Below are 24,017 nucleotides of genomic sequence, written 5' to 3'. Positions count from 1 at the left end.
CGCCGCCATCCCTACGGGGCGGATCCCGAGGGCCTGCCCAGCAGCCACCGCCATAACGCCACCCACCACGGGACGCGCCCGGGAGCCGTCGCCTCGGGCCCCCCGGTGGCCGCTTCCGGGGCCTCCTCCGCGGGCAGCCGGCGCGGCCGCGGGGCGAAGAGAGTCGCGGAGGGGTCCTCCGTGCCCTCCGACTCGGGGCGCCGGGGCATGAACTCCACCGGCAGCGCCACGAGATGGCGGGAGATCCAGGACGAGAGCCAGGTCAGCTCGGACTCGTCGACGGCCAGCCGCAGATCGGGCAGCCGCAGCAGCAGGGTGTCGATGGCGGTGTCCGTGATGGCACGGCCGATGTCCTGCCCCGGGCATTCATGGGGGCCGCCGCTGAAGGCGAGATGGGACCGGTTGCCGTACATCGGCGCCGCGATGTCGGGGCGGATGGCCGGGTCGACGTTTCCGGCGGCCAGCCCCAGCAGCAGCATGTCCCCGGCCTTGATCCGCTGACCGCCCAGTTCGGTGTCGCCGGTGGCCCAGCGGCCGGGGACGACCGTGAGCGGGGGCTCGTTCCACAGCACATGCTCGATGGCGTCCGGCAGGGTCATATGGCCACCGGCCAGGGAGGCGCGGAAGCGCGGGTCGGTGAGGACCATGCGCAGCGTGTTGGCCATCAGATTGGTGGTGGTCTCATTGCCGGTGAGCAGCACCAGCCGCAGATGCTGGACCACCTCCTCCTCGGTGAGGCCGGAGGGGTGGGCCAGCAGCCAGGACGCCAGATCCTCGCCGGGCTCCGCGCGTCTGCGGTCCACCAGGCTCTGGAGGGCGCCGGTGACATACGCGTCGCTGCGCAGGGCCGTCTCGGTGCCCTTCATCAGGTCCCGGGTGGCCTCGACCAGCCGCGGGCCGTACTCGTCGGGCATGCCCAGCAGTTGGGTGAGGACGAGCATGGGCAGCTGCTGGGCGAAGGCGGTGACCAGTTCGGCGCCCCCGTCCGCGCAGAAGTCGTTGACCAGCTGATGGGTGAAGCGGGTGACGTGGCGGCGGATCCCCCGGCGGTCCAGGCGCCCCATGGACTCGGTGAGCGCGGCCCGCAGCCGCTCGTGCTCGTCGCCGTCGGCGAAGGTGCACATGGGCTGCCATCCGACCACCGGCAGCAGGGGCGAGTCGGCGGTGATCCTCCCGTCCTCCCAGGCGTGCCAGTGGCGGGAGTCGCGGGAGAAGCGGGAGGGGGTGCGGGATACCTCCAGGTTCTCCCGGTAGCCCAGCAGCAGCCAGGCCGGTATGCCACCGTCGAGCACGATCGGGGCCACCGGGCCGTGCTCGGCGCGCAGCCGCTCGTACAGGCCCATCGGGTCCTTCTCGTTCTCGGGCCCGAGGAGGTCCACCAGGCCGGCGTCGGACAGCGCGGGGTGGACGGGGCACCGGGTGGGCGGCAGGTCGGCCGTCCCGGTGCCGGGGTCGTCGGGATGAGAGGTCACGGTGTCTCCGGGGTCACGGTGTGGAGGGATTGCAGATGGCGCACGAGGGTGAGGAGGGTGTCGCGGCTGGAGGCCCGGTCGCGCGCATCGCAGTCGATCATCGGTACGGAGTCGGGCAGGTCCATGGCGGCGCGCAGCTCCGCGATGGGGTGGACGGGGGCCTCGGGGAACACGTTGACCGCGACCACGAAGGGCACACCGCGCTCCTCGAGCCGCCCGACCGCGTCGAAGCTGACCTCCAGACGGCGGGTGTCGATCAGGACCACGGCACCGAGGGCGCCCTCGAAGAGGCCGTTCCACAGGAACCAGAACCGCTCCTGGCCGGGGGTGCCGAACAGATAGAGCACCAGCCGTTCGTTGAGGCTGATCCGGCCGAAGTCCATCGCGACGGTGGTCTCGGTCTTGCGCTCGATCCCGGCGATGTCGTCGACGCCGACCCCGGCCTGGGTCATGGTCTCCTCGGTGGTCAGCGGGCGGATCTCGCTCACCGAGCCGACCATGGTCGTCTTGCCGACCCCGAAGCCTCCGACGATCACCACCTTGACGGCGGCGGCCGCGGAGGCCGGGAGGGTGTCCTCGCTGCGCGGTCCGACGATTTCCCCGGCTTCCTCGGCTTCCTCGGCTTCCTCAGAGTTTCTGTAGTCCATGCATCACCGCCTGCAGCAGTTCGGGGTCGGGCAGCACGGCTGCCGGGACCGGTGCCCTGACCTCCACCCGGCCGTCCCCCAGCAGCTCCGCGAGGATCACGGTGACGGTGGAGACCGGCAGGACCAGGTACGCGGAGATCTCCGCCACCGAAAGGGGGAACGGGCACATCCGCAGCACGGTGGCGGCCTCGGGGGCCATCCCCGGCTCCGGTTCGGCGCGCGCCACGATCAGGCTGACGAGTTCGACGGGCCGCTGCCGGGGTTCGTGCGGGGCGCGGCCCCGGCTGACGGTGTAGAGCCGCTCGGGCCCGCCCTCGTCCCACGCCTTGGCGGGCTCGCTCATGTCATCCGGCCGTCGACGCGCGGCGGACTGCTGAGGTGTTCGCCGAGCCGTGCGACCAGGTCTCTCATGCACTGGCCCATCAGCCCGGCGTCCACGCTGTCCTCGGCGAGCACCGCCAGATACGAGCTGACGCCGGCCGCCATCAGATAGAAGAAGCCGCCGTCGACCTCGATGACGACCAGCCGCATCCGCCCGTCCCCCTCGGGGAATTCGGTGGCGATCGCACCGGAGAGGCTCTGCAGCCCGGCGCAGGCGGCGGCCAGCCGGTCGGCGGTGTCCTTGTCCGTACCGACCTGGGCCATGCACAGGCCGTCCGAGGACAGCAGGACCACGTGGCGGGTCTGCGGAACGCTGGAGGCCAGGTCCCGGAGCATCCAGTCCATGTTGAACCGCGGTTGCGTCACTTGCCTACTCATCCTTGTCCGACGGGAGCGGGGTGTTCGAGGTGTTCGAGGTATCCGGGGTGCCGGGGGGTTTCCGGGTGTCCGGGGCGGCGGCACCGGCGTCCGCCGCCGGGATCGGCTCGCCGTTGAGCCCCTTGGTGAAGGCGTCCAGCCAGATCCCCGGCTGCACGGGCGGCCCGGCCGGTTCGCGGGGCACGGAGGGCGCCGCCGGGGGCCCGGAGTCGACCCTGATGGGCGGGGTGACCATGGGCATCCGGCGGCGGCGCTGCGGGAGTCCGGCGCCGTTCTGCCGGAAGCCGGGGCCGGGGCGGCCCTGCACGATCGGGCTGGTGCGAGTGGGCGACGGCAGGGGCGTGGCCCGCTTGATGGGCTTGGGCGGGGGCAGTTTGGCCGCGCGGGCGATCGCGCCGCCGGGGGCGGGGGTGGGGCAGATGATGTCCTGCGGTACGACCAGCACCGCGCGCACCCCGCCGTACGCCGAGGGCCGCAGCGAGACCTGGAACCGGTACTTCACGGCGAGCCGGCCGACCACGGCCAGACCGAGCCGCGGTGTCTCGCCCAGGTCGTTGAGGTCGAATCCGGTCGCCGCCTGGACCAGCACCGCGTCGGTGCGTCTGCGCGCTTCCTCCGACAGGCCGACCCCGGCGTCCTCGATCTCGATCGCGACCCCGGACTGGACCTCGATCGCGGTCAGATGTACCCGGGTCTTGGGCGGCGAGTAGCGGGTGGCGTTGTCCAGCAGTTCGGCGAGGGCGTGGATCAGCGGCTCCACCGAGGGCCCGACGATGGCGACATCCGCCACCGAGTGCAGATCCACCCGCTCGTACTCGAGGATGCGGGACATGGCGCCGCGGCAGACGTTGAACAGCGGCACCTCCTTCTGCCACTGGCGGCCCGGGCGCTGACCGCCCAGGACCGCGATGGAGTCCGCCAGCCGGCCGATGAGGGCGTTGCCGTGGTCCAGGTGGAGCAGGTCCTCGAAGACGTCCGGATCGGCGCCGTGCTTGTCCTCCATCTCCCGCATGTCCTGGGCCTGTTGGTGGACGATGGCCTGCACCCGGCGGGCGATGTTGACGAAGGCCCGCTGGCCCGCGTCCCTGAGGTCCTCCTCGGCCCGCACGGCTTCCAGCACCGACCGCAGCAGAAGCTCGTGGGCGGCGTCGAAGTCCGGGTCGAGGCGGGGCGCGTGGTCGATGGCCCGCATCGCCTCGTCCACCATGGCGCCGCGCTGCAGCCGGGTCACCGCCACCGGCAGCAGCTCCCGGGCCAGCCGCCGGATCGCCGTCTCCTGGTCCACCAGGCGCTGCCGCAGCTCGGTCTCCTGGGCCATGAGCCGGGTGCGCAGCGTGGTGATCAGCCGGCCGCGGCGCATCGCCTCGGCCGCCGCCAGGGCCACCGCGAACGTCGCCGCCATCCCGCACCAGGCGACCGTCGCCCGCGCCCCGGACGGGACCACGACGACGGCCAGCGCCGCGCAGAACGCCATCGCGGCGGGAGGGATGACCCATACGAGCGTGGAGGCGGGCCGTCGGCCTCCGGATGAGGTGCCGGCGAAAACCATGGACATCCTTAAAAACAGCGAAGAGAAAATGCGTGCGAAATACGGGCGGTGAGCCAGCCCGCCATGGGCCCTGGAGCTTAGCGGTTTCACCGACACACGAATCGAATATGCCTTTTTCTTCGAAATGCATCACGGTGAATTCAGAGAGCGCGAAAAAGCGATCATCTTGTACTAGCCGTTTGACCGTGAATGATCGCTCCACGGGCGAATCTGCTCGTGGCGAAGGAGTCTGGGCAGGGTGGCGGCCGGGCCCGTAGCGTCCCGGCATGACCATTGGCAGCGCATGTGTGATCGGGGCGACGGGGCAGATCGGCCGGGCGGCGGTGCGCGCGCTCGCCGCCGAGGGATGGCGGGTGCGGGCCGCCTCGCGCGGCGGGGGCCGCGACGAGAGCTGGCCCGCGTCCGTGGTGAGCGTGGCCGTCGACCGGGACGACGACGCCGCGGTGGCCGCCCTGATCGGGGACGGCTGCGATGTGGTGCTGGACTGCGTCGCCTACGGGCAGGCGCACGCACAGCAGTTGCTGGGGCTCGCGGACCGCATCGGATCGGCGGTGGTGATGTCCACCGGGGCGGTGTACGAGGACGACCAGGGCCGGGGCTTCGGGACCCAGGACCGGCCCGACGGCGCCCCGCGCTATCCCGTGCCGCTCCCCGAGTCCCAGCGGACCGTGCCGCCGGGCGAGGGCTACGGCAGCCGGAAGGTCGCGCTGGAGCGGGAGCTGCTGGCCGCCGGGGACAAGCTGCCGACGACCCTGCTGCGCGCGGGGGCGATCCACGGCCCGCACTGCCGTACGCCCCGTGAGCTGTACTTCGTCAAACGGGCGCTGGACGGGCGGCCGGTGCGGATCCTGGCGTACGGCGGCCGCAGCCGGTTCCATCCGGTGCATGTCGACAACATCGCGGAGCTGGTGCGGCTGGCCGCCCACCGGCCCGGCTCACGGGTGCTCAACGCGGGCGATCCACAGGCTCCGACGGTCGCCGACATCGCCACCGCCGTGGACGCGGTGCTGGGGACGCGCGGCGAGCTGGTGCTGATCGACGGGGAGCCGCCGCATCCGCATATCGGCAGCACCCCCTGGAGCCTGGCCCACCCGCTCGTCTACGACATGTCCGCGGCCGAAAGGGAGTTGGGCTACCGCCCGGTGACCGGCTATACGGAATCGCTGCCGACGACCGTCGCCTGGCTGGCGGACCGGCTGGCGGCCACCCCGGACTGGCGCACCGCCTTCCCTGACATGGCGGCCGCCTACGACCCGATGGCCGATCTCTTCGACTACGCGGCAGAAGACGCGTGGCTGCGGAGCGGCGGGCACGCGCCCTGATCGCTTCGGGGGAAAACGGCGCCGGGCCCGTGCGGGGAACGCACGGGCCCGGCCCTTCACCACATACCGCTTTCGTCGACTACTTGACGAGGGCGGCGGCCTCCTTGGCGGCCTTCGCGTCCTTCGCGGACGCACCCGACTTCGCGGGCACCGGCGTGGCGTGCGGAGCGCAGGTCACGTCCTTGGCGTCCACCGTGCCCTTGAGCAGGTAGGCGTCCACCCGGTCGTTGACACACGGGTTGACCAGACCGGTGACCCCATGCGAACCGGCGTCCTTCTCGGTGACCAGGCGCGAACCCTTCAGCCGCTTGTGCAGCTCCACCGCGCCCTCGTACGGGGTCGCGGCGTCCCGGGTGCTCTGCACGATCAGCGTCTTGGGCAGCCCCTTGGCGGCCCCCACCTCGAGCGGGGTGTGCTGCTTGGCACCCCAGGTGGCGCACGGCAGGTTCATCCAGGCGTTGGACCAGGTCAGGAAGGGGTAGTCGCGGTGGAGCCGGGTGTTGTCCCGGTCCCACTTCGCCCAACTGGTCGGCCACTTGGTGTCGGCGCACTCGACGGCGGTGTAGACGGCGTTGCCGTTCTCCGAGGCGATGTTGCCCGCGGTGTCGGACATGTCCGGGCCCGCGGCCTCGACCAGCGCCTTCTCATCGCCGGCGAGGTAGTCGCTCCACACCTGGGCGACGGTGGCCCACGACGAGTCGTAGTACGGAGCGCTCTGGAAGAACGCGAGCAGCTCGGCCGGGCCCACGACCCCGCCGATGGGGCTCTTCTTGGCGGCCGCGCGCAGCGTCTCCCACTGCTTCTGGACCTTCGCGGGGGTGTCGCCGATGTGGTAGGCGGCGTCGTTCTTGGCGACCCACGCCTTCCAGTCGTTCCAGCGCATCTCGAAGGCGACGTCCTGGTCCAGGTTGGCCTGGTACCAGATCTTCTCCCGCGAGGGGTTGACCACGCTGTCCACGATCAGCCGGCGCACATGGGTCGGGAAGAGCGTCGCGTAGACGCCCCCGATGTACGTTCCGTAGGACACGCCCAGGTAGTTGAGCTTCTTGTCGCCGAGCGCGGCCCGGATGACGTCGATGTCACGGGCGGTGTTGGGCGTCGTCATCTGCGGCAGCATCCAGCCGCTGCGCTCCTTGCAGCCCTCGGCGTACTCCCGGGCCAGCTTGCGCTGGACGCGCTTGTCCGCCTCGCTGCCCGGCACCGGGTCCAGCTTCGGGGCCTTGACGTACTCCTGCGGGTCCACGCAGGAGATCGCCGTGGAGTGGCCCACCCCGCGCGGGTCGAAGCCGACGAAGTCGTACGCCTTCGAAGGCTTCGTCCACAGCGGGTTCTTGGTGGTGACCCGGGTCGGGAAGCGAAGCCCGGAGCCGCCGGGCCCGCCCGGGTTGTAGATCAGCGAACCCTGCCGCTCGGAGGCGGACCCGGTGTTGCCGATCCGGTCCACCGCGAGCTTGATGGTGCGGCCGTTCGGCTTGGCGTAGTCGAGCGGGACGGTGACATAGCCGCACTGGATGGGCTTGGCCAGCCCCCAGTCGGCCGGGCAGTCCGCCCAGTCGATGCCCTTCTTAGCGGCCTTGGCCGCGGCCACGGCCACGCCACGCGCCTCGGCGGCCCCACCGGGCGTCCGCTCCGAGGCCCCAGCCGTGGGGGCGGCCAGCGCACCGGTTATCAGCGCCCCGGTGATCACACCACCGGCCACGCCGAAGAGTGCTGTGCGTCTCACGTAGTAATCCCCCTGCTTAGTTGCGCCGCCTGGAGCGGCGATGATCACAGAGTGTCAGGCAGGATTCTTCTGTCTTGCTTACCGCCGAGTACAGGGCAAACCGCCGTTTCTTTATCAAGACGTGAACATCAGCCCACGGCCGCGACCGCCTCATCGAGGGCGCGACGGAGGTGGAGCGCGTCCGGGGCCACGGCGGTGGCCAGGGCGGCGGGGCCGGTCAGCGGCGTGAGGACGGCGGTCCCGGTGAGGGCGCGGGGGGCGAGCGGGCCGGTGGCGCAGGACGGGTCGACGACGAGGAGCTGGCCCACCGCGCGGTGGCCGCCGAGTACCGCGCCGCCGTCCCAGCCCAGGGCGCCGGGGCCGTACGAGAGCTCCTGGTCGAGGAGGGGGCGCCCGGCGCGGTGGACGGTGAGGCGGGCCGTCAGATGGCCCGGGGATTCGCCGGTACGGCCCAGGATCTGCTCCTCGCGGAGCACCAGGCGGGCGGTGGGGGCGAGTTCGACACGGGTGGTCATGCGCAGATCGCTGCCCTGGGCGCAGATCAGGGGCTCGGGCAGCCAGTGGAGGGTCGCGCCGTCGGCGACGGTCAGCCGGATCTCGTAGTGGGCGGGCCGACCTGTCCGCCCGGGCAGGGCGATGGTGGCCGCGGCGGAACCGATGTGGAGCCGGGCGCCCGGTCCGGCCGTCACCTCCAGAGCGATCCGGTCCCCACCGAGGGGCGCGCTCATGGCCCCGACCACGGTGACGCGCGCCTCCCCGCCCACGGCCCGGGTACGGCGCAGCGCGAGCGGCCCGTCCCCCGCGAGGACGGGCAGCGCGGTACCGCCACGCCCATCCGCCTCGGCGAGGATGCGGGCGGTGGCCTGTAGGGCGGTGCTTGGGGTGGCGGGGGCGGCCGGGGTGCCGGACGCGGCCGGGGTAGCGGGGGTGCCCTTCGTGCCGAGGGTGCCCGGCGTGGGGGCGCCCGGCGTGAGGGTGCCCGGCGTACCGGACGTGCCCGGTGCACCGGGGACGCCCTTCGTACCTGAGGTGCCCGGCGTACCGGAGGCGCCCGGCGTACCGGGGGCGGCCTTCGTACCGGGGGCGGCCTTCGTACCTGAGGTGCCGCCCGGCATACCGGAAGTGCCCGAAGTGCCGGGGATGCCCTTCGTATCTGAGGTGGCCGATGTACCGGAGGCGCCCAACGTACCGGGGACAGCCTTCGTACCGAGGGCGGCCTTCGTACCTGAGGTGCCCGGGGCGCGCCCCTTGTCCGGGGTTTCCCGCGCCGAGCCGCACCCGGACGTCCGCGGCGTGGGATGCGGCCATGCCCCGCCCGATGCGGCCGGACCGCCCGCCCACGGCGGCTCCGCGCGGGCCGCCGCGTCCTGGGCGGGCGTCATGCCGCCGCCGTCCAGGCGGCCAGGCGTGCGCGGACCCAGTCGGCGATGGTGCGGACGCCGTCCTCGGCGACCAGGGAGGTGAAGGCGACGGGGAGTTCACCGCGCTGGGCCTTGGCGTCGCGGGCCATGCGCTCCAAGTCGGAGCCGACGTACGGGGCGAGGTCGGTCTTGTTGACGACGAGCAGATCGGCGGTGGTCACGCCGGGGCCGCCCTTACGGGGGATGTCGTCGCCGCCCGCGACATCGATGACGAACACCTGCGCGTCGACCAGGCCCTTGGAGAAGGTCGCGGTGAGGTTGTCGCCGCCGGACTCGACGAGGATCAGATCGAGCGGGCCCACGGTCTCCTCGAGCTCCTCGACCGCCTCCAGGTTGGCGGAGATGTCGTCGCGGATGGCGGTGTGCGGGCAGGCGCCGGTCTCCACGGCGGTGATGCGCTCGGCCGGCAGGACGGCGTTGCGGAGCAGGAACTCGGCGTCCTCGCGCGTGTAGATGTCATTGGTGACGACGGCGACGGAGAGCTGGTCGCGCAGCGCCCGGCACAGCGCCGCGACGGTCGCGGTCTTGCCCGAGCCCACCGGTCCGCCGAGGCCGATCCGCAGCGCCCGGCGGGTGCCGTCGGGGCGGTGGGGTTCGGCGGCGCCGTAGGTGTGGCGCGGGGGGTAGGTGTCCGCGTGGTCGAGATGCATGACGGCTCCGGTGTTCCAACGGGGTGCGGGGGGATACGGGTCGCTGCCTCGGTCATGAGGCGAAGAGACGTACGGACCAGGTGGCGTGCTGTTCGGCGGCGATGTCGAGCAGGGGCGCGGAGGCGGCGGGCAACGCGCCCGGGCCCTCGTCGAGGGCGCGCCGCGCCGCGTCGGCGGCCCGCGCCGCGACCTGGTCGAGCTCGGGGGCAAGGCGGGCGAGGACGGCGGTGGCGTCGAAGGGGTCCAGGCTCAGCAGCCGTACGGCGGCGGTCGCGGGCCCGCTCACCGCCTCGTACCCGGCGGCGTACGCGGCGTCCTGCGGCCCGAGTCCGGCGGCGCGCGCGACGAGTCCCAACACCACGGGCTGATGCGCCCCACGCGGCCGGGCGGCGGCCAGGGCGTCCAGCTCGGGCGACGGCCAGGTGGCGCGGGCGGCGCGCATCAACTGGCGGCCGAGTCGCCGGGCGGTGGTGCGCAGCGCGGGGACGGGGGTACGGGCGTCCGCCGCCTCGTCCAGCGCGAGCGGGTCGAGCCCGGCGGCGGCCGCGGCGGCGAGTCCGGCCGCGGTGAGCCCGGCGGTGTGCAACCGGCCCCGGCAGAACGCCTCCAGGGAGGCCGCGTCGCGGATCCGACCCGCCGCGACGGCGGCCTCGGCCCCACCGGAGTGGGCATGGCCTCCGGCCGGGAACCGACCATCGGCAAGGACAAGCAGCGCGGCGACCCCACCCCGCGCTCCGCCCCGAACCCCACCGGGCACCTCACCCCGAACCCCACCAGGGGCTTCGCCCTGAGCCCCACCACCGGCTTCACCCCGGACTCCACCGGTGGCCTCATCCCCGGCCCCGGGATCCCCTTGCGTGGCCCGTGGCCCGGACTTCGCCGCTCGCGCGGCAGGTATGCCTTCCGCCGCCTGACGGGCCTGATGCGGGCTGTCCGGGGGCGGGTTGCCGGGGGGCCAGGGGGCGACGCCCCCTGGTTGCGGGAAGGGGCGGGGTTGGGGAAAGTCCGCCGGCGGCCCACCCGTGGCCGGACCGCGGCCGTCCCGGGGCGTGGGCGGCGGGATCTCGTTCGTGGTCATGACGGGCCGGTCAGAAGAGGAAGTACCGCTGGGCCATGGGGAGTTCCGCCGCCGGGGCGGGTTCCACGGGCTCGCCGTCGATCGTCACCGTGAACGTGTCGGGGTCGACCTCGACCCGCGGCAGAGCGTCGTTCTCCCGCATGTCCGCCTTGGTGACCCCTCGGGTGGAGCGGATCGGGGCGAACCGCTTACCGAGCGCCAGCCGGTCCACCAGCCCGTCCTCCAGCGCCGTCTGGGTCACGAAGTTGACCGAGCCCGTGGCCGCCGCGCGGCCGAGCGCGCCGAACATGGGGCGCGGCAGGACCGGCTGCGGGGTCGGGATGGAGGCGTTGGCGTCGCCCATCTGCGCGTAGGCTATCTGTCCACCCTTGATCACCAGTTGCGGTTTGACGCCGAAGAACGCGGGGTCCCACAGCACGAGATCGGCCAGCTTCCCGGTCTCGATGGAGCCGATCTCCCCGTCGAGGCCCTGGGCCACCGCCGGGTTGATGGTGTATTTGGCGACATAGCGACGTGCCCGGTGGTTGTCGGCGCGGCCGTCGCCGGGGAGGGCTCCGCGCCGCCGCTTCATCACATGCGCGGTCTGCCAGGTGCGCAGCACCACCTCGCCGATCCGTCCCATGGCCTGGGAGTCGGAGGAGATGATCGAGATGGCGCCGAGGTCGTGCAGTATGTCCTCGGCGGCTATGGTGCTGGGCCGGATGCGGGACTCGGCGAAGGCGAGATCCTCGGGGACGGCCGGGTTGAGGTGGTGGCAGACCATCAGCATGTCGAGGTGTTCCTCGACGGTGTTGATGGTGTGCGGGCGGGTCGGATTGGTGGAGCTGGGCAGCACATTCGGCTGGGAGACCACGGTGATGATGTCGGGTGCGTGCCCACCGCCCGCACCCTCGGTGTGATACGCGTGGACGGAGCGCCCGGCGATGGCGGCGAGGGTGTCGCCGACGAAGCCCGCCTCGTTGAGGGTGTCGGTGTGGATGGCGAGCTGGGCGCCGCTCTCCTCGCAGACACCGAGGCAGGCGTCGATGGCGGCGGGGGTCGCCCCCCAGTCCTCATGGATCTTGAATCCGAGGGCTCCGCCGCGCAGTTGGGACCACATCGCCTCGTGCGAGACGGTGTTGCCCTTGCCGAGCAGTCCGATGTTGACCGGATATCCCTCCAACGCCTCGAACATCCGGGCGAGATGCCAGGGGCCGGGGGTGATGGTGGTCGCCTTGGTGCCCTCGGCGGGGCCGGTGCCGCCGCCGACGAGGGTGGTGATCCCGGAGCAGAGCGCCTGGTCGACGAGGGTCGGTGAGATGAAGTGGACATGGGCGTCGATGGCGCCCGCGGTGAGGATCTTGCCGTTGCCCGCGATGACCTCGGTCTCGGGCCCGATGACGAGGTCGGGGTGGACACCGTCCATGGTGTCGGGGTTCCCGGCCTTGCCGATGCCGGTGATACGGCCGTCACGCAGGCCGATATCCGCCTTGACGACGCCCCAGTGGTCGAGTACGACGGCGCCGGTGATCACGGTGTCGGGGGTGCCCTCGGCGCGGCTGGCGCGGGACTGGCCCATGGATTCGCGGATCACCTTGCCGCCGCCGAAGACCGCCTCGCCCCCGGCCCGGCCGGGTCCGCCACTGCGGTCCTCCTCGATCTCGATGAACAGGTCGGTGTCGGCGAGCCGGATACGGTCCCCGGTGGTGGGGCCGAAGAGATCGGCGTACGCCGCGCGGTTGAGCTCAGCCATCGAGCCGTCCTCCCGTCTCCCCGCGCAGCCCCGGCACGATCCGCTCCCCCGCGATCGGGATCAGGACGACCTCGACGGGGATGCCCGGTTCGAAGCGCACGGCGGTGCCCGCGGCGATATTCAGCCGCTTGCCGCGGGCGGCGGCGCGGTCGAAGTCGAGGCCGGGGTTGGCCTCGGCGAAGTGGTAGTGGGAGCCGACCTGGACGGGCCGGTCGGCGGCGTTGAGCACGGTGAGACGGGTGATGGGCCGCCACTCGTTGAGGGTCACCGGCTCATCGGCGTGGAGGATCTCTCCGGGGATCACGGATACGCCCTCCCGTCAGGCGATCGGCTGATGGACGGTGACGAGCTTGGTGCCGTCGGGGAAGGTGGCCTCGACCTGGACGTCGTGGAGCATCTCGGGGACGCCCTCCATGACCTCGTCGCGGGTGAGCACCTGGCGGCCGGAGGCCATCAGCTCGGCGACGCCGCGGCCGTCGCGGGCCCCCTCCAGGATGTGGGCGGTGATCAGCGCCGTCGCCTCGGGGTGGTTGAGGAGCACGCCCCGGGCCCGTCGCTTCTCGGCCACGTCGGCGGCCACATGAATGAGCAGACGTTCCTGCTCATGTGGGGTCAATTGCATGCTTCCCACCTCATCCCCTCATCTTCGTACCGCCCGGCGGAAACCACCCGCCCAGCACGCCCGGGGCGGCTCGCACCCGGCCTCCGCAGGCTAGTTCCGTGGCGTTTCGTCAGCGTTAACTGATCGGTCCCCATCGCCGCTGGTCAAGCCGGTCGGGCGGGCCTCGGACACACTCCGGCCCCGCACCCGATTTCCGCTCGGCGGACCCCTGTGTCCGCCTATCGCACTTGACGGCCCCGCCGCGTACCCCCGATTCTCATGACCGCACCACCATGATTCACCTGCTCCGCTCCAACCCCCCACATCACAACGGAGCCCAACTGTGAAGCGAATAGTGTCATTTCGCCGCGGAACCCTCGCGGCGGCAACCGGTGCCGCGCTCACCGCGGCCCTGCTGACCGGCGCCTCCGGCGCCGAGGCCACCATCAACAAGCAGGCCGCGGCCCCCGACGTGGACGTCGCGGCGGTCAAGGCCGATCTGGGCGAACTGCAGTCCATCGCGGACGCCAACGGCGGCAACCGCGCCCATGGCCAGCCCGGCTACCAGAAGTCCGTGGACTTCATCAAGGGCAAGCTGGACGCGGCCGGATTCACCACCTCCGTCCAGGAGTTCACCTCCGGCGGCACAAAGGGCTACAACCTCATCGCCGACTGGAAGGGCGGCTCCGAGGACAAGGTCGTGATGGCCGGATCGCATCTCGACTCGGTCGAGGCCGGCCCCGGCATCAACGACAACGGTTCCGGCTCGGCCGCGATCCTCGAGGTCGCGCTGGCCGTGGCCAAGGCCGACCTCCAGCCCACCAAGCACCTGCGGTTCGCCTGGTGGGGCGACGAGGAGGACGGCATGGTCGGCTCGACGCACTACGTCGACAGCCTGGCCGACGACGACAAGTCGAAGATCGACTCCTACCTCAACTTCGACATGCTCGGCTCCCCCAACCCGGGCTACTTCGTCTATGACGACGACCCCGAGCTGGAGAAGGTCTTCACCGACTGGTACGCCGCGAAGGACATCTCCACCGACCCGGAGACCGAGGGCGACGGCCGCTCGGACCACGCCCCGTTCAAGGACGCGGGAGTGCGGGTCGGCGGTCTGTTCACCGGCGCCGAGGCCACCATGAGCCAGGAGCAGGCCGACAAGTGGGGCGGCAAGGCGGGCGAGGCGTTCGACCCGTGCTACCACTCCGCCTGCGACAAGACGTCGAACATCGACGACAAGGCGCTGGACCTGAACACCGACGCCATCGCCAACGCGATCTGGACGCTCAGCTCCTGACGAGCGTCCCAGCACCCGACCGGCACTGAGCCGGTCCTGTCCCGTCCGTCACTCCTCGCGGCCCGGACGCCGATCCCCGGCGTCCGGGCCGTTGTGTTCCGCCGCGATGCCGAAGCGCCGCCGTTCGCCCGGAGCGGACGAGGTGGGGCGCGTCGATGACACGGTACTGATCACCTGCTCCTCCGCGCGCTCCGCCGCGTCCGCCTCGATCTCCTCCAGCCGCCGCAGGTCAGCGGCGGAGACCAGGGCGACAAGCGGCTTCCCGTGGCGCGTGACGACCACCCTCTCGCCGCCGTACACCACGCGGTTGATCAGCTCCGCGAGCTCTGCACGGGCTTGCGTCACCGGAATCTCGTAGGCCATGCTCCCATCATATCGGGATGTACATCCTGTACATTTTTTACGGAGCCAAGCCAACGACGCCCGACGACGCCGAGAGGTGACGCGATGGAACGATCGACCGCGCGCTATGTCCTGCCCGAGTTGACCGAGCGCACCAGCTCGGGGACGCACACCATGGACCCGTACTCCAAGCTGCTCTCCGAGCGCATCGTCTTCCTCGGCACCCCCATCGACGACACCGCCGCCAACGATGTGATCGCGCAGCTGATCCATCTCGAGCACGCCGCGCCCGACCAGGACATCTCGCTCTACATCAACTCGCCCGGCGGCTCGTTCGGGGCCATGACGGCGGTCTACGACACCCTGCACTTCATCTCCTGCGACATCGAGACAATCTGCCTGGGCCAGGCCGCCTCGGCGGCCGCCGTGCTGCTGGCCGCCGGCACCCCGGGCAAGCGGCTGGCCCTGCCGGGGGCGCGGATCCTCATCCACCAGGCCGCGTTCGCCGAGCCGGTCGAGGGCACCACCTCCGATCTCCAGATCCAGGCCAATGAGCTGCGGCGCACCCAGGAGACGCTCGAGCAGATGCTGGTGCGGCACACCGGCCAGAGCGCCGAGCGGATCCGGGCCGATATCGACCGCGACAAGATCTTCGACGCCCTGGGCGCGGTGGCGTACGGGCTGGTGGACAAGGTCACTCAGAGCCGTAAGCGGCCGGGCGCGCCGCTGCGGGCGAGGTGAGCGCGGTGCTGCCACCGGAGCTGCCCCCGCTGCCCGCGCTCACCCGCGCCGAGGGGAGCGTCGTGGACGGCTATCTGGACGTGGTCGATCTGCTGGGCCGGATCAATCCGGCGCGCGGCCGCGACACCTACGGCGGTCTGCGGGCCGCCCAGGCCCTGGTAGGGAAGGCCACCGCGCTGCGGGACGCGCTGGCGCTGATGCATGAGCGCGGGGAGAGCGAGCTGCACACCGCGACCCTGGCCCGGGCGCTGCGGGTGCTGGACGGGGAGCGGCGCGCGGAGCGGGTCACGCTGCCCCCGGCGCTGCGCGCCTGAGACTCGCCCGCCGGGAGCGCGGGAGTGTCGTCCGTCGGGGGCACGGAGCCGTCGCCCGAACGGCGGAGCGGGATTCCGGCGGCCCGGGCGGGGCCGGCTTGCGGCCCGGGTCCCTGCCCCCGTCCGCCCCACCGCGCCTCGGCACGGCCGTTCGCGCAGGTCACGAACGTGGGGCGGGGCGGCCGACACCACCCGAACGGCCCTGCCGTGACCACCGTCACACCGCGCCCTCTCGACTCGGAACCGGCGGCGCGGCTGCGTGACCATCCCAGGGGAGGACAGGACTCCGCCACCGCACCGGGGCGGGGTCGGCCCACGAAGGGTGGCGCGTGATGTCTGCGCACATACATATCCCCAGGATGTTCTCGCGAGCCGGCGCCGTCTCGGCCCTCACCGTCGCCGCCGTGGGGGGCACCGTGGCGACGCCGGGGTATCCACCGGAGGCCGAGGCCGCGACCGTCGCGGCCAAGGCGCTGCGGATCGCGGCGTCGAAGAAGGGCGCGCCGTACAAGTACGGCGCGCAGGGGCCGAAGCGCTTCGACTGCTCCGGGCTGACGCAGTACGCCTACAAGCGGGCCGGGAAGCGGCTGCCGCGCACCGCGGGCGCGCAGTACAACCGGACCCGCCACATCAAGGCCGGTTCCCGCAAGGGCGGGGACCTGGTGTTCTTCCACTCCGGCAGCGGGGTCTACCACGTCGGCGTGTACGCGGGCGGCGGCCGGATCTGGCACGCCCCCAAGACCGGCACGGTGGTGCGGCTGGAGCGGATCTGGACCAAGAAGGTCTGGTACGGACATGTGCGCTGACCCGCCGTAGGTGTCAGTGACCGTGGGTAGGTTGACGGGGCCGGGCCACACCGCTGTGGCCCGGCCCTGTCGACCATCGGAGGCATCGCATGGCGTATCTCAACCCGGTCCGGCACATCACCTTCGACGCCCGTGACCCCCACGCCCTCGCGCGGTTCTGGTCCCAGCTGACCGGCTACTCCCTGGAGGACTCAGAGCCGGACGACGACGAGGTGCTGATCAGCTCGGGGCAACCCGGGGTGCCGGGGCTGCTCTTCATCCGGGTCCCGGACTCCAAGACCGTCAAGAACCGCGTGCACCTCGACATCCAGCCCCCGTCGGGCACCCGGGACGCCGAGGTGGAGCGGCTGATCGGGCTCGGCGCGTCCGTAGTGGACGACCGGCGCACGGAGGACGGGCTGGGATGGGTGGTGATGTCCGACATCGAGGGCAATGAGTTCTGCGTGGAGCGCAGCGCCGTCGAGCGCGGCCTGGAGCCGGTATGAGCGAGCCCTTCCACAGCGAGCCCTTCCAGGCCGACCGGACCTACGACCAGGTGTATCTCCTCTTCGTCGACACCTCCGGGTATTCGACGATCGTCCGCTCGAACCCCAGGGACCGCGCCGCGCACGCCTTCGATCTGCTGCGCGAGCGGATGCGCGCCCGGATCGGGCAGCTCTCGGCGCAGCGGCGCTGTGCCCGCAGCGACTTATGGAGCTGGCGCGGCGACGGGGGCTTCTTCGCGGTCCACGACGACAGCGAGAGCGTGGCCCGCGATGTCGCGCTGGAGGCGGCCCGCACCTTTCTCACCCTGGATCTGCGCCATCTGCGCGACGAGTTCGCCCAGGCGGGGGTGGACGGGGAGCTGCATGTGCGGATGGCGTTGCACAAGGGGGCGATACGGCACACCGGCGAGGGCCGGACCGGCACCATCCACTCCCCCGACATCAATCTGGCCGCGCATCTGGAGAAGGCGACTCCGGCGGACTGCCTGGCGGTTTCGGAGGATGTGTACCGCACCGCGGGACCGTATGCGGAGCTGTTCGCCCATGTGGGAAGCCATGAGGGCAAGGACGTCTATCTGATGGCGGGCGACGGCGGTCCGGGCGGGGCGGCCAAGGCGTGGCTCGCGGGCCGGGGGCTTTCGGACGGCTCCCCGGTGCACGCGTATCCGGAGCGGCCGAGCCCCCAGGAGAAGGCGCGGCTGCTGGACGCGGCGGGCGAGGAGGTCCTCGACATGGGGACGGCGCTGCGCACCTCCTCCGGCCGGCTGGTCACCACCGAGCGTCCGGCCCGCTTTCGCGACGCGATCCTCGGGCTGCTGCGCCGGGGCGGCACCTACCGCTGCTATCTGCTGGACCCGTCCTCGGACGCGGCGGCCACGCTCTCCCGCCAGTACCAGGAGGACATGGCGCGGAAGATCAAGGATTCGCTGGAGCGGTTCGGCCGTTTCAAGGAGCGCTATGGAGCGGAGGCGGACGGCTTGCACGTCTATCAGACCGACGAGTTCCCCGGCTTCTCGGCGCTCACCGTCGATATGCACCGGCCGAGCGGGCTGATCCTGTACTCCTCGTACCTGATGGGCACGAGCCGGTACGGGGTGATCGAGCGCGGCGACATGCCGCACTATCTGATCGGCCCGGCGGCCGGGCGGGTCTTCACCCGGATCCGTCGGCTGGCCGAGGCGCGGGCCTCGGAGGGGCAGGTCCAGCGCGTGCTGTGAGTGGGTTCAGCGGACCGGCACGGTCCACGGCAGGGCGATCCAGACGGTCTTGCCGCCGTCGGCGGTCGGGGTGACGAACACCTCGCCGCCCGACTCCGCGGCCAGACAGCGCACGATGACCATGCCGCGCCCGCTGTCCTGCTGGGTGGCCAGCGGCAGCCATCGGGGCCATTGGGGGTGGCTGTCGGTGACCCCGATCTCCAGCCGCTGCTCGCGGTCGAGCCGTAGGTCCACGGTGAAGGTGGGCGACTGGCCCACGGTGTGCTCCACGGCGTTGGTGGCGAGCTCAGAGACGATCAGCCGCACGGTGTCGGCGGCCTCCCCTCCCTGCCCGAGCCCCCATTCGGCGAGCACGTCCGTGACATAGGCGCGTGCCGCGGGAACCGACGCCGGTGCGCTCGGCAGGGTGACGGATACTTCCTGATGGTCTGCCATGACGGCCTGTCCCTTTCCCGCCGGGGCGCCTGCGGACGCGTTGGAAGGTGGAGCTGCGAAGCCGGTGTCGTGGGCTGCCCTGACGGCTCTACGCGTCAGAGTGCCACCGATGGCCGCCGCAACGGGCGCGATCCACCGAGTTATGCATATATCTGTCGCCCAAAGCGGTGAACTCTGCTACGGAAAACCGGATTTGGAAGGCACACTGGGCCACTGGTGCGACGCGCGCTGTGGGTGACGCACCGGCAAGGGAAAAGGCGGGAGGGAGAACTCATGCGGTACGGCCCGGCGGTGCGCCGTCGCAAGCTCGGCGCGGAACTCCGCCGCCAGCGCGATCTGGCCGGACTCACCAGTGGTGAGGTCGCCCTCCGGCTGGGCTGGCATCAGTCGAAGGTGAGCCGGATCGAGACCGGCCGGAGCGGGGCCAAGCCCTCGGATGTGGCGCGGCTGCTGGAGGTCTACGAGGTCGCCGACCCGGAGCTGCGCGCCCTGCTGGAGGCGCTGTGCCGCGGGGGCGCCTCGGATCCGGAGGGGTCACGGCGCGGCTGGTGGTACGCGTACCGCGATCTACTGCCGCCCGCCTACCGGGACTTCATCAGCCTGGAGGCGGAGGCGTCGGACGCGTACACCCTGGAGACCACGGTGGTGCCGGGTCTGCTGCAGACCCCGGACTACGCCCGGGCGGTGACCCTCGCGGCGCTCCCGGATCTGCCGCGGCCCCAGGTGGACTCGCTGGTGGAGGTGCGGATCGCACGGCAGTCGGTGCTGCACGGCGAGCGGCCGCTGCGGCTGCACGCGGTGCTGGACGAGGCGGCGCTGCGGCGCGAGGTGGGCGGACCCGGAGTGATGGCGGCGCAATTGAGCCATCTGGCCAATCTTTGCGCATTGCCTCAGGTGCAACTGCAGGTGCTGCCATTCTCTATCGGAATGCCCATTGGCATGACAGGCCCTTTCATTATTTTCTCTTTTCCGCACATTAGTGACCTGGATGTAGTAGTTCTCGACCACCTGACGAGTAGCCTCTATCTGGAGCGGAAAGAAGACCTCCGGGCGTACAGCGCCGCGTTCGAAGTACTGCGGACCCGCGCCCTGACACCTGAGGAATCGTTGTCCTTCATCAACAAAATCGGGGGCGGCGCCTGAGGGGGCACCATGTCCAGTATGTCCGCCAAGTCCGTCCACTGGCTGCGCAGCAGCTACAGCGTCGGCATGAACAACTGCGTCGAGACGGCCCTGCTGGGGTCTGACCAGCTCGGCGTGCGCGATTCGAAGAACATGGCAGGCCCCGTCCTGCTGTTCACCCCGTCGACCTGGGTCTCCTTCCTCGAGGGGCTCAAGGACGACGGCCTCGGCTCCGGCACCTCCCGCTCGACCGGAACCGGAAGCTGATCCGTCAGTGAAGTATCTGTTCCACCTGTGAACCGCTGATCCGTTCACCCTCCCGTCAGCGAGCCATCAGGCGGTCGGCGCGGTCTTCACGATCACGTCGACCGCCCTCTCGACCTGCTCTTCCGTCAGATCCCCACGCGCCGTCAGCCGCAGCCGCGAGATGCCGTCGGGGACGGACGGCGGGCGGAAGCACCCCACCAGCAGCCCGGCCGCGCGGCAGTCCGCGGCCCAGCGCACCGCCTGCTCCGGCGAGGGGGCCCGCACCGACACCACCGACGCGTCCGGCCGCACCGCGGTCAGCCCGGCGGCGGTCAGCCGTCCGTACAGCCCCATGGCGACCGTACGGACGCGGGCGGCGCGCTCCGGCTCCCGGCGCAGCAGCCGCAGGCTCGCCAGGGCGGCGCCCACGGCCGCCGGGTTGAGCCCGGTGTCGAAGATGAACGTGCGTGCGGTGTTCACCAGGTGCTCGATCACCCGGGCGGGCCCCAGCACCACCCCGCCCTGGCTGCCCAGCGACTTGGAGAGGGTGGCCGTGACCACCACATCCGGCGCGCCCGCGAGCCCGGCCCCGTGCACCGCGCCGCGCCCGCCCTCGCCGAGCACCCCCAGGCCATGCGCCTCATCCACCACCAGCGCCGCGCCGTACGCACGGCAGGCCCCGGCGAGGGCGGCCAGCGGGGCGGCGTCGCCGTCGACGGAGAAGACCGAGTCGCTGACGGCGAGAGCGCGCCGGGGCGCCGAGACCGCTCCGGTCCCCTCGGCGGCCTCCTCCCGCGCGTCCTCCTCAGCCGCGCCCAGCGCCTTGCGCACGGCCTCCGGGTCGGCGTGCGGGACGACGGCGACCTCGGCGCGGGAGAGCCGGCAGCCGTCGATGAGCGAGGCGTGATTGCCCGCGTCGGAGACGATCAGGGCGTCCCGGCCGCTCAGCGCGGAGACGGCGGCCAGATTGGCGGCGTAGCCGGAGGAGAACACCAGGGCCGCCTCGAAACCGCAGAAGTCGGCGAGTTCCCGCTCCAGTGTGGTGTGCAGCTCGGTCGAGCCGGTGACCAGGCGCGATCCGGTGGACCCCGCACCCCAGCGCTCTGCCGCCGCGGCCGCGGCGGCCGTCACCTCCGGGTGGCGGGCCAGCCCCAGATAGTCGTTGCTCGCCAGATCGAGCAGCGGGGAGTCGGCGGGCCGGGGGCTGAGCCGGCGCACCAGCCCGGCCCGGTCGCGCCGCTCCCGCTGTGCGTCGATCCATGCGAACGCGTCGTCCGGGCGGTCGTGGGGCATCGGCTGCCTCGCCTTCCGTGGCCTCGTCAAGGGCACCGACTGTCGGGTCCGGATAGAACGTAGCTCCCTGCATGCCCGGTCATGGTGTGGCAATACCCACACCCCGATCCGCGCGTCTTGTACGGTCCCTCCTTGGCCGGGAGCGGTGGGGTAGGAAAGGATCGTCGCCATGGACCTGCTGAACACGCTGGTGGACAAGGGGTTGCGGCGCGAATCGCCGACCCGCGAAGAAGCGCTCGCCGTCCTGGCGACCTCCGATGACGAGGTGCTCGATGTGGTGGCCGCGGCGGGCAAGGTGCGCCGCGCCTGGTTCGGGCGGCGGGTGAAGCTCAACTATCTGGTGAACCTGAAGTCGGGGCTGTGCCCCGAGGACTGCTCCTACTGCTCGCAGCGGCTGGGCTCGAAGTCCGAGATCCTCAAGTACACCTGGCTCAAGCCGGAGCAGGCGGCCGCCGCGGCGGGCGCCGGGGTCGCGGGCGGCGCCAAGCGGGTGTGCCTGGTGGCCAGCGGACGCGGTCCCACCGACCGCGACGTGGACCGGGTCTCCCAGACCATCGCCGCCATCAAGGAGGAGCACCAGGACGTCGAGATCTGCGCCTGTCTGGGGCTGCTGTCCGACGGCCAGGCGGAGCGGCTGAAGGACGCGGGGGCGAACGCGTACAACCACAACCTCAACACCTCCGAGGCGACCTACGGCGACATCACGACCACCCACACCTACGCCGACCGGGTCTCGACCGTGCAGCAGGCCCAGGCGGCGGGGATGTCCGCCTGCTCCGGGCTGATCGCGGGCATGGGCGAGTCGGACGAGGACCTGGTGGACGTGGTCTTCTCGCTGCGCGACCTGGACCCGGACTCGGTGCCGGTCAACTTCCTCATCCCGATCGAGGGCACCCCGCTGGCCGGGGACTGGAACCTCACCCCGCAGCGCTGTCTGCGGATCCTGGCGATGGTGCGGTTCGTCTGCCCGGACGTGGAGGTGCGGCTCGCGGGCGGCCGCGAGATCCATCTGCGGACGCTGCAGCCGCTGGCCCTGAACCTGGCGAACTCGATCTTCCTCGGCGACTATCTGACCACCGAGGGCCAGGCGGGCGAGGACGATCTGGCGATGATCGCCGACGCGGGCTTCGAGGTGGAGGGCACCGATACGACGACGCTGCCCAAGCACCGCGCGGACGCGCTCGCCGCCGCCGGTTCCGGCTGCGGCGGCCACGGCGGCGAGGGCGGTGGCTGCGGCCCGTGCGGTGACGCGGCGCCCGCCGACGCCGTACCCGCCCAGGCGGCGGCCGGCGCCACGGTCTCCACCCCGGCGGCCACGGAGGGGTCCCACGCCGATCTGGTCGCGGTGCGCCGCCGCGGCGCGGGCACGGATCTGCCGCCCAATGCCTGAGCCGCTGACCCCGGCCGAGCTGCGGGCGCTGGACCGCGAGCACGTCTGGCATCCGTACGGCCCGATGCCCGGCCGCCAGGACCCCCTGGTCGTGGAGTCCGCGGCCGGGGTCCGGCTGCGGCTGGCCGAGCCGGTGGAGGGCGTCCGCGAGCTGGTGGACGGCATGTCGTCGTGGTGGTCCGCCATCCACGGCTACAACCACCCGGCGCTCAACGACGCCGCGCGGGGCCAGCTGGACCGGATGAGCCATGTGATGTTCGGCGGGCTCACCCATGAGCCCGCCGTCCGGCTGGCCACCCGTCTGGTGGAGATCACCCCGGAGCCGCTGCGCCATGTGTTCCTGGCCGACTCCGGTTCGGTGTCGGTCGAGGTCGCGGTGAAGATGTGCCTGCAGTACTGGCGCTCCCTCGGCCGCCCCGCCAAGCGGCGGCTGCTGACCTGGCGCGGCGGCTACCACGGCGACACCTGGCAGCCGATGGCGGTGTGCGACCCGGACGGCGGAATGCACCGGCTGTGGTCCGGTGTGCTGCCCGAGCAGATCTTCGCGGACGCGCCGCCGCCCGGTTTCGACGCGGACCCCGACCCGGCGTACGAGGCACACATACGTGAGCTGGTGGCCCGTCACGCCCATGAGCTGGCCGCGGTGATCGTGGAGCCGGTGGTGCAGGGCGCGGGCGGGATGCGCTTCCACTCCCCCGCGCTGCTGCGGGTGCTGCGCGAGGCGTGCGACGAGCACGATGTGCTGCTGGTGTTCGACGAGATCGCCACGGGCTTCGGCCGCTCGGGCACGCTCTTCGCGGCCGAGCACGCGGGGGTTTGCCCCGATGTGATGTGTCTGGGCAAGGCGCTGACCGGGGGTTATCTGACCCTCGCCGCCACGCTGTGCACCCCGCGGGTGGCGGACGGCATCTCGCGCGGCGAGGTGCCGGTGCTCGCGCACGGCCCGACGTTCATGGGCAATCCGCTGGCCACGGCCGTCGCCTGCGCCTCGATCGATCTGCTGCTCTCCTACGACTGGCGGCAGGAGGTCAAGCGGATCGAGACCGGGCTGCGGGACGGGCTCGCGGAGGCGGCCGAGCTGCCGGGCGTCCGGGAGGTGCGGGTGCTCGGCGCGATCGGCGTCGTCCAGCTGGACCGTCCGCTGGACGACGCGGGGATGGCGGCGGCGACGCGGGCCGCGGTACGCGAGGGCGTATGGCTGCGCCCGTTCCGCGATCTGCTGTACACCATGCCGCCGTACATCACGGGCGACCACGATCTGGCCCGGATCTGCACGGCGGTACGGACGGCCGCGGCCGCGGCCGGCTGACCCGCCTGCTCCGCTCGCGGTCGGCCTCCCACCCACAGGAAGGGACCGGCCGCACACCGGGGCAGA

At 71.9% G+C, this 24,017-nt stretch carries 26 protein-coding genes; 11 read left to right on the top strand and 15 right to left on the bottom strand.

Annotated elements, in window-relative coordinates; all coding sequences use genetic code 11:
• Positions 1–11: 11 nt before the first annotated feature.
• From CGL27_RS41415 to CGL27_RS41395, 5 genes are read right to left on the bottom strand one after another with little or no spacing between them, the layout of a single operon-like run.
• Positions 12–1,472 carry a cytochrome P450 gene (locus CGL27_RS41415; RefSeq protein WP_119992618.1) on the bottom strand — a complete coding sequence of 487 codons (1,461 nt, stop codon included), beginning with the start codon at positions 1,470–1,472 and terminating at the stop codon, positions 12–14.
• Complete coding sequence (locus CGL27_RS41410; RefSeq protein ID WP_119992617.1) at positions 1,469–2,119, bottom strand: ATP/GTP-binding protein; 651 nt, start codon at positions 2,117–2,119, stop codon at positions 1,469–1,471. The genes CGL27_RS41415 and CGL27_RS41410 overlap by 4 nt, the downstream gene beginning before the upstream one ends.
• Complete coding sequence (locus CGL27_RS41405; RefSeq protein ID WP_078639270.1) at positions 2,100–2,462, bottom strand: DUF742 domain-containing protein; 363 nt, start codon at positions 2,460–2,462, stop codon at positions 2,100–2,102. The genes CGL27_RS41410 and CGL27_RS41405 overlap by 20 nt, the downstream gene beginning before the upstream one ends.
• Positions 2,459–2,866, bottom strand: a complete 408-nt coding sequence (locus CGL27_RS41400; RefSeq protein WP_237298527.1) for a roadblock/LC7 domain-containing protein — start codon at positions 2,864–2,866, stop codon at positions 2,459–2,461. Before CGL27_RS41400 ends, CGL27_RS41405 begins: the two co-directional genes overlap by 4 nt.
• A 4-nt stretch (positions 2,867–2,870) precedes the next feature.
• On the bottom strand, positions 2,871–4,427 hold the full coding sequence (locus tag CGL27_RS41395; protein WP_119992616.1) for an ATP-binding protein: 1,557 nt from the start codon (positions 4,425–4,427) through the stop codon (positions 2,871–2,873).
• A gap of 266 nt (positions 4,428–4,693) precedes the next feature.
• Between CGL27_RS41395 and CGL27_RS41390 the strand changes: the two genes are divergently transcribed.
• Positions 4,694–5,749: an NAD(P)-dependent oxidoreductase gene (locus CGL27_RS41390; protein ID WP_119992615.1), complete on the top strand. Its 1,056-nt coding sequence runs from the start codon at positions 4,694–4,696 to the stop codon at positions 5,747–5,749.
• Between the two features lie 79 nt (positions 5,750–5,828).
• Here the strand turns inward: CGL27_RS41390 and CGL27_RS41385 are convergent, their stop codons facing one another.
• The 7 genes from CGL27_RS41385 to CGL27_RS41355 all read right to left on the bottom strand — a co-directional run bounded on the left by CGL27_RS41385 (position 5,829) and on the right by CGL27_RS41355 (position 12,975).
• Positions 5,829–7,472: an alpha/beta hydrolase gene (locus tag CGL27_RS41385; protein ID WP_119992614.1), complete on the bottom strand. Its 1,644-nt coding sequence runs from the start codon at positions 7,470–7,472 to the stop codon at positions 5,829–5,831.
• A gap of 128 nt (positions 7,473–7,600) precedes the next feature.
• On the bottom strand, positions 7,601–8,323 hold the full coding sequence (locus tag CGL27_RS41380) for an urease accessory protein UreD (RefSeq protein ID WP_078647142.1): 723 nt from the start codon (positions 8,321–8,323) through the stop codon (positions 7,601–7,603).
• A gap of 527 nt (positions 8,324–8,850) precedes the next feature.
• A complete protein-coding gene (gene ureG, locus CGL27_RS41375) occupies positions 8,851–9,543 on the bottom strand; it encodes an urease accessory protein UreG (RefSeq protein WP_119992613.1) in 693 nt (230 codons plus the stop codon).
• Between the two features lie 52 nt (positions 9,544–9,595).
• Positions 9,596–10,300 carry an urease accessory UreF family protein gene (locus tag CGL27_RS41370; RefSeq protein ID WP_119992612.1) on the bottom strand — a complete coding sequence of 235 codons (705 nt, stop codon included), beginning with the start codon at positions 10,298–10,300 and terminating at the stop codon, positions 9,596–9,598.
• A 331-nt stretch (positions 10,301–10,631) separates the two neighbouring features.
• Positions 10,632–12,353, bottom strand: coding sequence for an urease subunit alpha (locus tag CGL27_RS41365; RefSeq protein ID WP_119992611.1), 1,722 nt, complete (start codon positions 12,351–12,353; stop codon positions 10,632–10,634).
• On the bottom strand, positions 12,346–12,657 hold the full coding sequence (locus tag CGL27_RS41360; RefSeq protein WP_119992610.1) for an urease subunit beta: 312 nt from the start codon (positions 12,655–12,657) through the stop codon (positions 12,346–12,348). Before CGL27_RS41360 ends, CGL27_RS41365 begins: the two co-directional genes overlap by 8 nt.
• 15 nt (positions 12,658–12,672) lie before the next feature.
• Positions 12,673–12,975, bottom strand: a complete 303-nt coding sequence (locus CGL27_RS41355; RefSeq protein ID WP_014056709.1) for an urease subunit gamma — start codon at positions 12,973–12,975, stop codon at positions 12,673–12,675.
• A gap of 322 nt (positions 12,976–13,297) precedes the next feature.
• Here CGL27_RS41355 and CGL27_RS41350 point away from each other — a divergent pair, with 322 nt between their 5' ends.
• Positions 13,298–14,251, top strand: a complete 954-nt coding sequence (locus CGL27_RS41350) for a M28 family metallopeptidase (protein ID WP_078639277.1) — start codon at positions 13,298–13,300, stop codon at positions 14,249–14,251.
• A 48-nt stretch (positions 14,252–14,299) separates the two neighbouring features.
• Here CGL27_RS41350 and CGL27_RS41345 read toward each other — a convergent pair whose 3' ends face one another.
• Positions 14,300–14,614, bottom strand: a complete 315-nt coding sequence (locus CGL27_RS41345; protein ID WP_078639278.1) for a type II toxin-antitoxin system Phd/YefM family antitoxin — start codon at positions 14,612–14,614, stop codon at positions 14,300–14,302.
• Positions 14,615–14,698: 84 nt separating this feature from the next.
• Here CGL27_RS41345 and CGL27_RS41340 point away from each other — a divergent pair, with 84 nt between their 5' ends.
• The 5 genes from CGL27_RS41340 (at position 14,699) to CGL27_RS41320 (ending at position 18,156) form a co-directional block, all read left to right on the top strand.
• Positions 14,699–15,334, top strand: a complete 636-nt coding sequence (locus tag CGL27_RS41340) for an ATP-dependent Clp protease proteolytic subunit (protein ID WP_119992609.1) — start codon at positions 14,699–14,701, stop codon at positions 15,332–15,334.
• A 5-nt stretch (positions 15,335–15,339) separates the two neighbouring features.
• On the top strand, positions 15,340–15,648 hold the full coding sequence (locus CGL27_RS41335; RefSeq protein ID WP_014056705.1) for a hypothetical protein: 309 nt from the start codon (positions 15,340–15,342) through the stop codon (positions 15,646–15,648).
• Positions 15,649–15,980: 332 nt separating this feature from the next.
• Complete coding sequence (locus CGL27_RS41330) at positions 15,981–16,454, top strand: C40 family peptidase (RefSeq protein ID WP_119992608.1); 474 nt, start codon at positions 15,981–15,983, stop codon at positions 16,452–16,454.
• 89 nt (positions 16,455–16,543) lie between these two features.
• Entirely contained in the window at positions 16,544–16,939 is a 396-nt protein-coding gene (locus CGL27_RS41325) for a VOC family protein (RefSeq protein ID WP_119992607.1), read from the top strand.
• The gene (locus CGL27_RS41320; RefSeq protein WP_119992606.1) at positions 16,936–18,156 is read left to right on the top strand and encodes a hypothetical protein; all 1,221 of its coding nucleotides are present in this window, start codon (positions 16,936–16,938) and stop codon (positions 18,154–18,156) included. Before CGL27_RS41325 ends, CGL27_RS41320 begins: the two co-directional genes overlap by 4 nt.
• 6 nt (positions 18,157–18,162) lie before the next feature.
• On the opposite strand, the gene CGL27_RS41315 is transcribed toward CGL27_RS41320, so the two are convergent.
• Entirely contained in the window at positions 18,163–18,591 is a 429-nt protein-coding gene (locus tag CGL27_RS41315; RefSeq protein ID WP_119992605.1) for an ATP-binding protein, read from the bottom strand.
• Positions 18,592–18,864: 273 nt separating this feature from the next.
• Here CGL27_RS41315 and CGL27_RS41310 point away from each other — a divergent pair, with 273 nt between their 5' ends.
• Both CGL27_RS41310 and CGL27_RS41305 read left to right on the top strand, forming a co-directional pair.
• Positions 18,865–19,734, top strand: a complete 870-nt coding sequence (locus CGL27_RS41310) for a helix-turn-helix transcriptional regulator (protein ID WP_078639283.1) — start codon at positions 18,865–18,867, stop codon at positions 19,732–19,734.
• A 9-nt stretch (positions 19,735–19,743) separates the two neighbouring features.
• A complete protein-coding gene (locus CGL27_RS41305; protein ID WP_119992604.1) occupies positions 19,744–19,980 on the top strand; it encodes a DUF397 domain-containing protein in 237 nt (78 codons plus the stop codon).
• 66 nt (positions 19,981–20,046) lie between these two features.
• Here CGL27_RS41305 and CGL27_RS41300 read toward each other — a convergent pair whose 3' ends face one another.
• On the bottom strand, positions 20,047–21,252 hold the full coding sequence (locus CGL27_RS41300; protein WP_119992603.1) for an 8-amino-7-oxononanoate synthase: 1,206 nt from the start codon (positions 21,250–21,252) through the stop codon (positions 20,047–20,049).
• Between the two features lie 169 nt (positions 21,253–21,421).
• Here CGL27_RS41300 and bioB point away from each other — a divergent pair, with 169 nt between their 5' ends.
• Both bioB and CGL27_RS41290 read left to right on the top strand, forming a co-directional pair.
• A complete protein-coding gene (bioB, locus tag CGL27_RS41295) occupies positions 21,422–22,642 on the top strand; it encodes a biotin synthase BioB (protein ID WP_078639286.1) in 1,221 nt (406 codons plus the stop codon).
• Positions 22,635–23,951 (top strand): adenosylmethionine--8-amino-7-oxononanoate transaminase, encoded by a 1,317-nt coding sequence (locus CGL27_RS41290; protein ID WP_119992602.1) that lies wholly within the window; start codon positions 22,635–22,637, stop codon positions 23,949–23,951. The genes bioB and CGL27_RS41290 overlap by 8 nt, the downstream gene beginning before the upstream one ends.
• Positions 23,952–24,017 lie beyond the last annotated feature (66 nt).

The organism is Streptomyces sp. 11-1-2, assembly GCF_003595545.1.
In the GTDB taxonomy this organism is placed as follows: Bacteria; Actinomycetota; Actinomycetes; order Streptomycetales; family Streptomycetaceae; genus Streptomyces; species Streptomyces hygroscopicus_B.
This window is presented reverse-complemented; position numbering and strand designations above follow the sequence as displayed.

What these genes read in the sequence shown, in the direction of transcription:
- bioB (WP_078639286.1), top strand. Translation starts at nt 21,422, where the DNA reads ATGGACCTGCTGAACACGCTGGTGGACAAGGGGTTGCGGCGCGAATCG.
- CGL27_RS41390 (WP_119992615.1), top strand. Translation starts at nt 4,694, where the DNA reads ATGACCATTGGCAGCGCATGTGTGATCGGGGCGACGGGGCAGATCGGC.
- CGL27_RS41410 (WP_119992617.1), bottom strand. Translation starts at nt 2,119, where the DNA reads ATGGACTACAGAAACTCTGAGGAAGCCGAGGAAGCCGAGGAAGCCGGG.
- CGL27_RS41365 (WP_119992611.1), bottom strand. Translation starts at nt 12,353, where the DNA reads ATGGCTGAGCTCAACCGCGCGGCGTACGCCGATCTCTTCGGCCCCACC.
- CGL27_RS41300 (WP_119992603.1), bottom strand. Translation starts at nt 21,252, where the DNA reads ATGCCCCACGACCGCCCGGACGACGCGTTCGCATGGATCGACGCACAG.
- CGL27_RS41290 (WP_119992602.1), top strand. Translation starts at nt 22,635, where the DNA reads ATGCCTGAGCCGCTGACCCCGGCCGAGCTGCGGGCGCTGGACCGCGAG.
- CGL27_RS41345 (WP_078639278.1), bottom strand. Translation starts at nt 14,614, where the DNA reads ATGGCCTACGAGATTCCGGTGACGCAAGCCCGTGCAGAGCTCGCGGAG.
- CGL27_RS41310 (WP_078639283.1), top strand. Translation starts at nt 18,865, where the DNA reads ATGCGGTACGGCCCGGCGGTGCGCCGTCGCAAGCTCGGCGCGGAACTC.
- CGL27_RS41355 (WP_014056709.1), bottom strand. Translation starts at nt 12,975, where the DNA reads ATGCAATTGACCCCACATGAGCAGGAACGTCTGCTCATTCATGTGGCC.
- CGL27_RS41320 (WP_119992606.1), top strand. Translation starts at nt 16,936, where the DNA reads ATGAGCGAGCCCTTCCACAGCGAGCCCTTCCAGGCCGACCGGACCTAC.
- CGL27_RS41340 (WP_119992609.1), top strand. Translation starts at nt 14,699, where the DNA reads ATGGAACGATCGACCGCGCGCTATGTCCTGCCCGAGTTGACCGAGCGC.
- CGL27_RS41330 (WP_119992608.1), top strand. Translation starts at nt 15,981, where the DNA reads ATGTCTGCGCACATACATATCCCCAGGATGTTCTCGCGAGCCGGCGCC.
- CGL27_RS41405 (WP_078639270.1), bottom strand. Translation starts at nt 2,462, where the DNA reads ATGAGCGAGCCCGCCAAGGCGTGGGACGAGGGCGGGCCCGAGCGGCTC.
- ureG (WP_119992613.1), bottom strand. Translation starts at nt 9,543, where the DNA reads ATGCATCTCGACCACGCGGACACCTACCCCCCGCGCCACACCTACGGC.
- CGL27_RS41325 (WP_119992607.1), top strand. Translation starts at nt 16,544, where the DNA reads ATGGCGTATCTCAACCCGGTCCGGCACATCACCTTCGACGCCCGTGAC.
- CGL27_RS41395 (WP_119992616.1), bottom strand. Translation starts at nt 4,427, where the DNA reads ATGGTTTTCGCCGGCACCTCATCCGGAGGCCGACGGCCCGCCTCCACG.
- CGL27_RS41315 (WP_119992605.1), bottom strand. Translation starts at nt 18,591, where the DNA reads ATGGCAGACCATCAGGAAGTATCCGTCACCCTGCCGAGCGCACCGGCG.
- CGL27_RS41305 (WP_119992604.1), top strand. Translation starts at nt 19,744, where the DNA reads ATGTCCAGTATGTCCGCCAAGTCCGTCCACTGGCTGCGCAGCAGCTAC.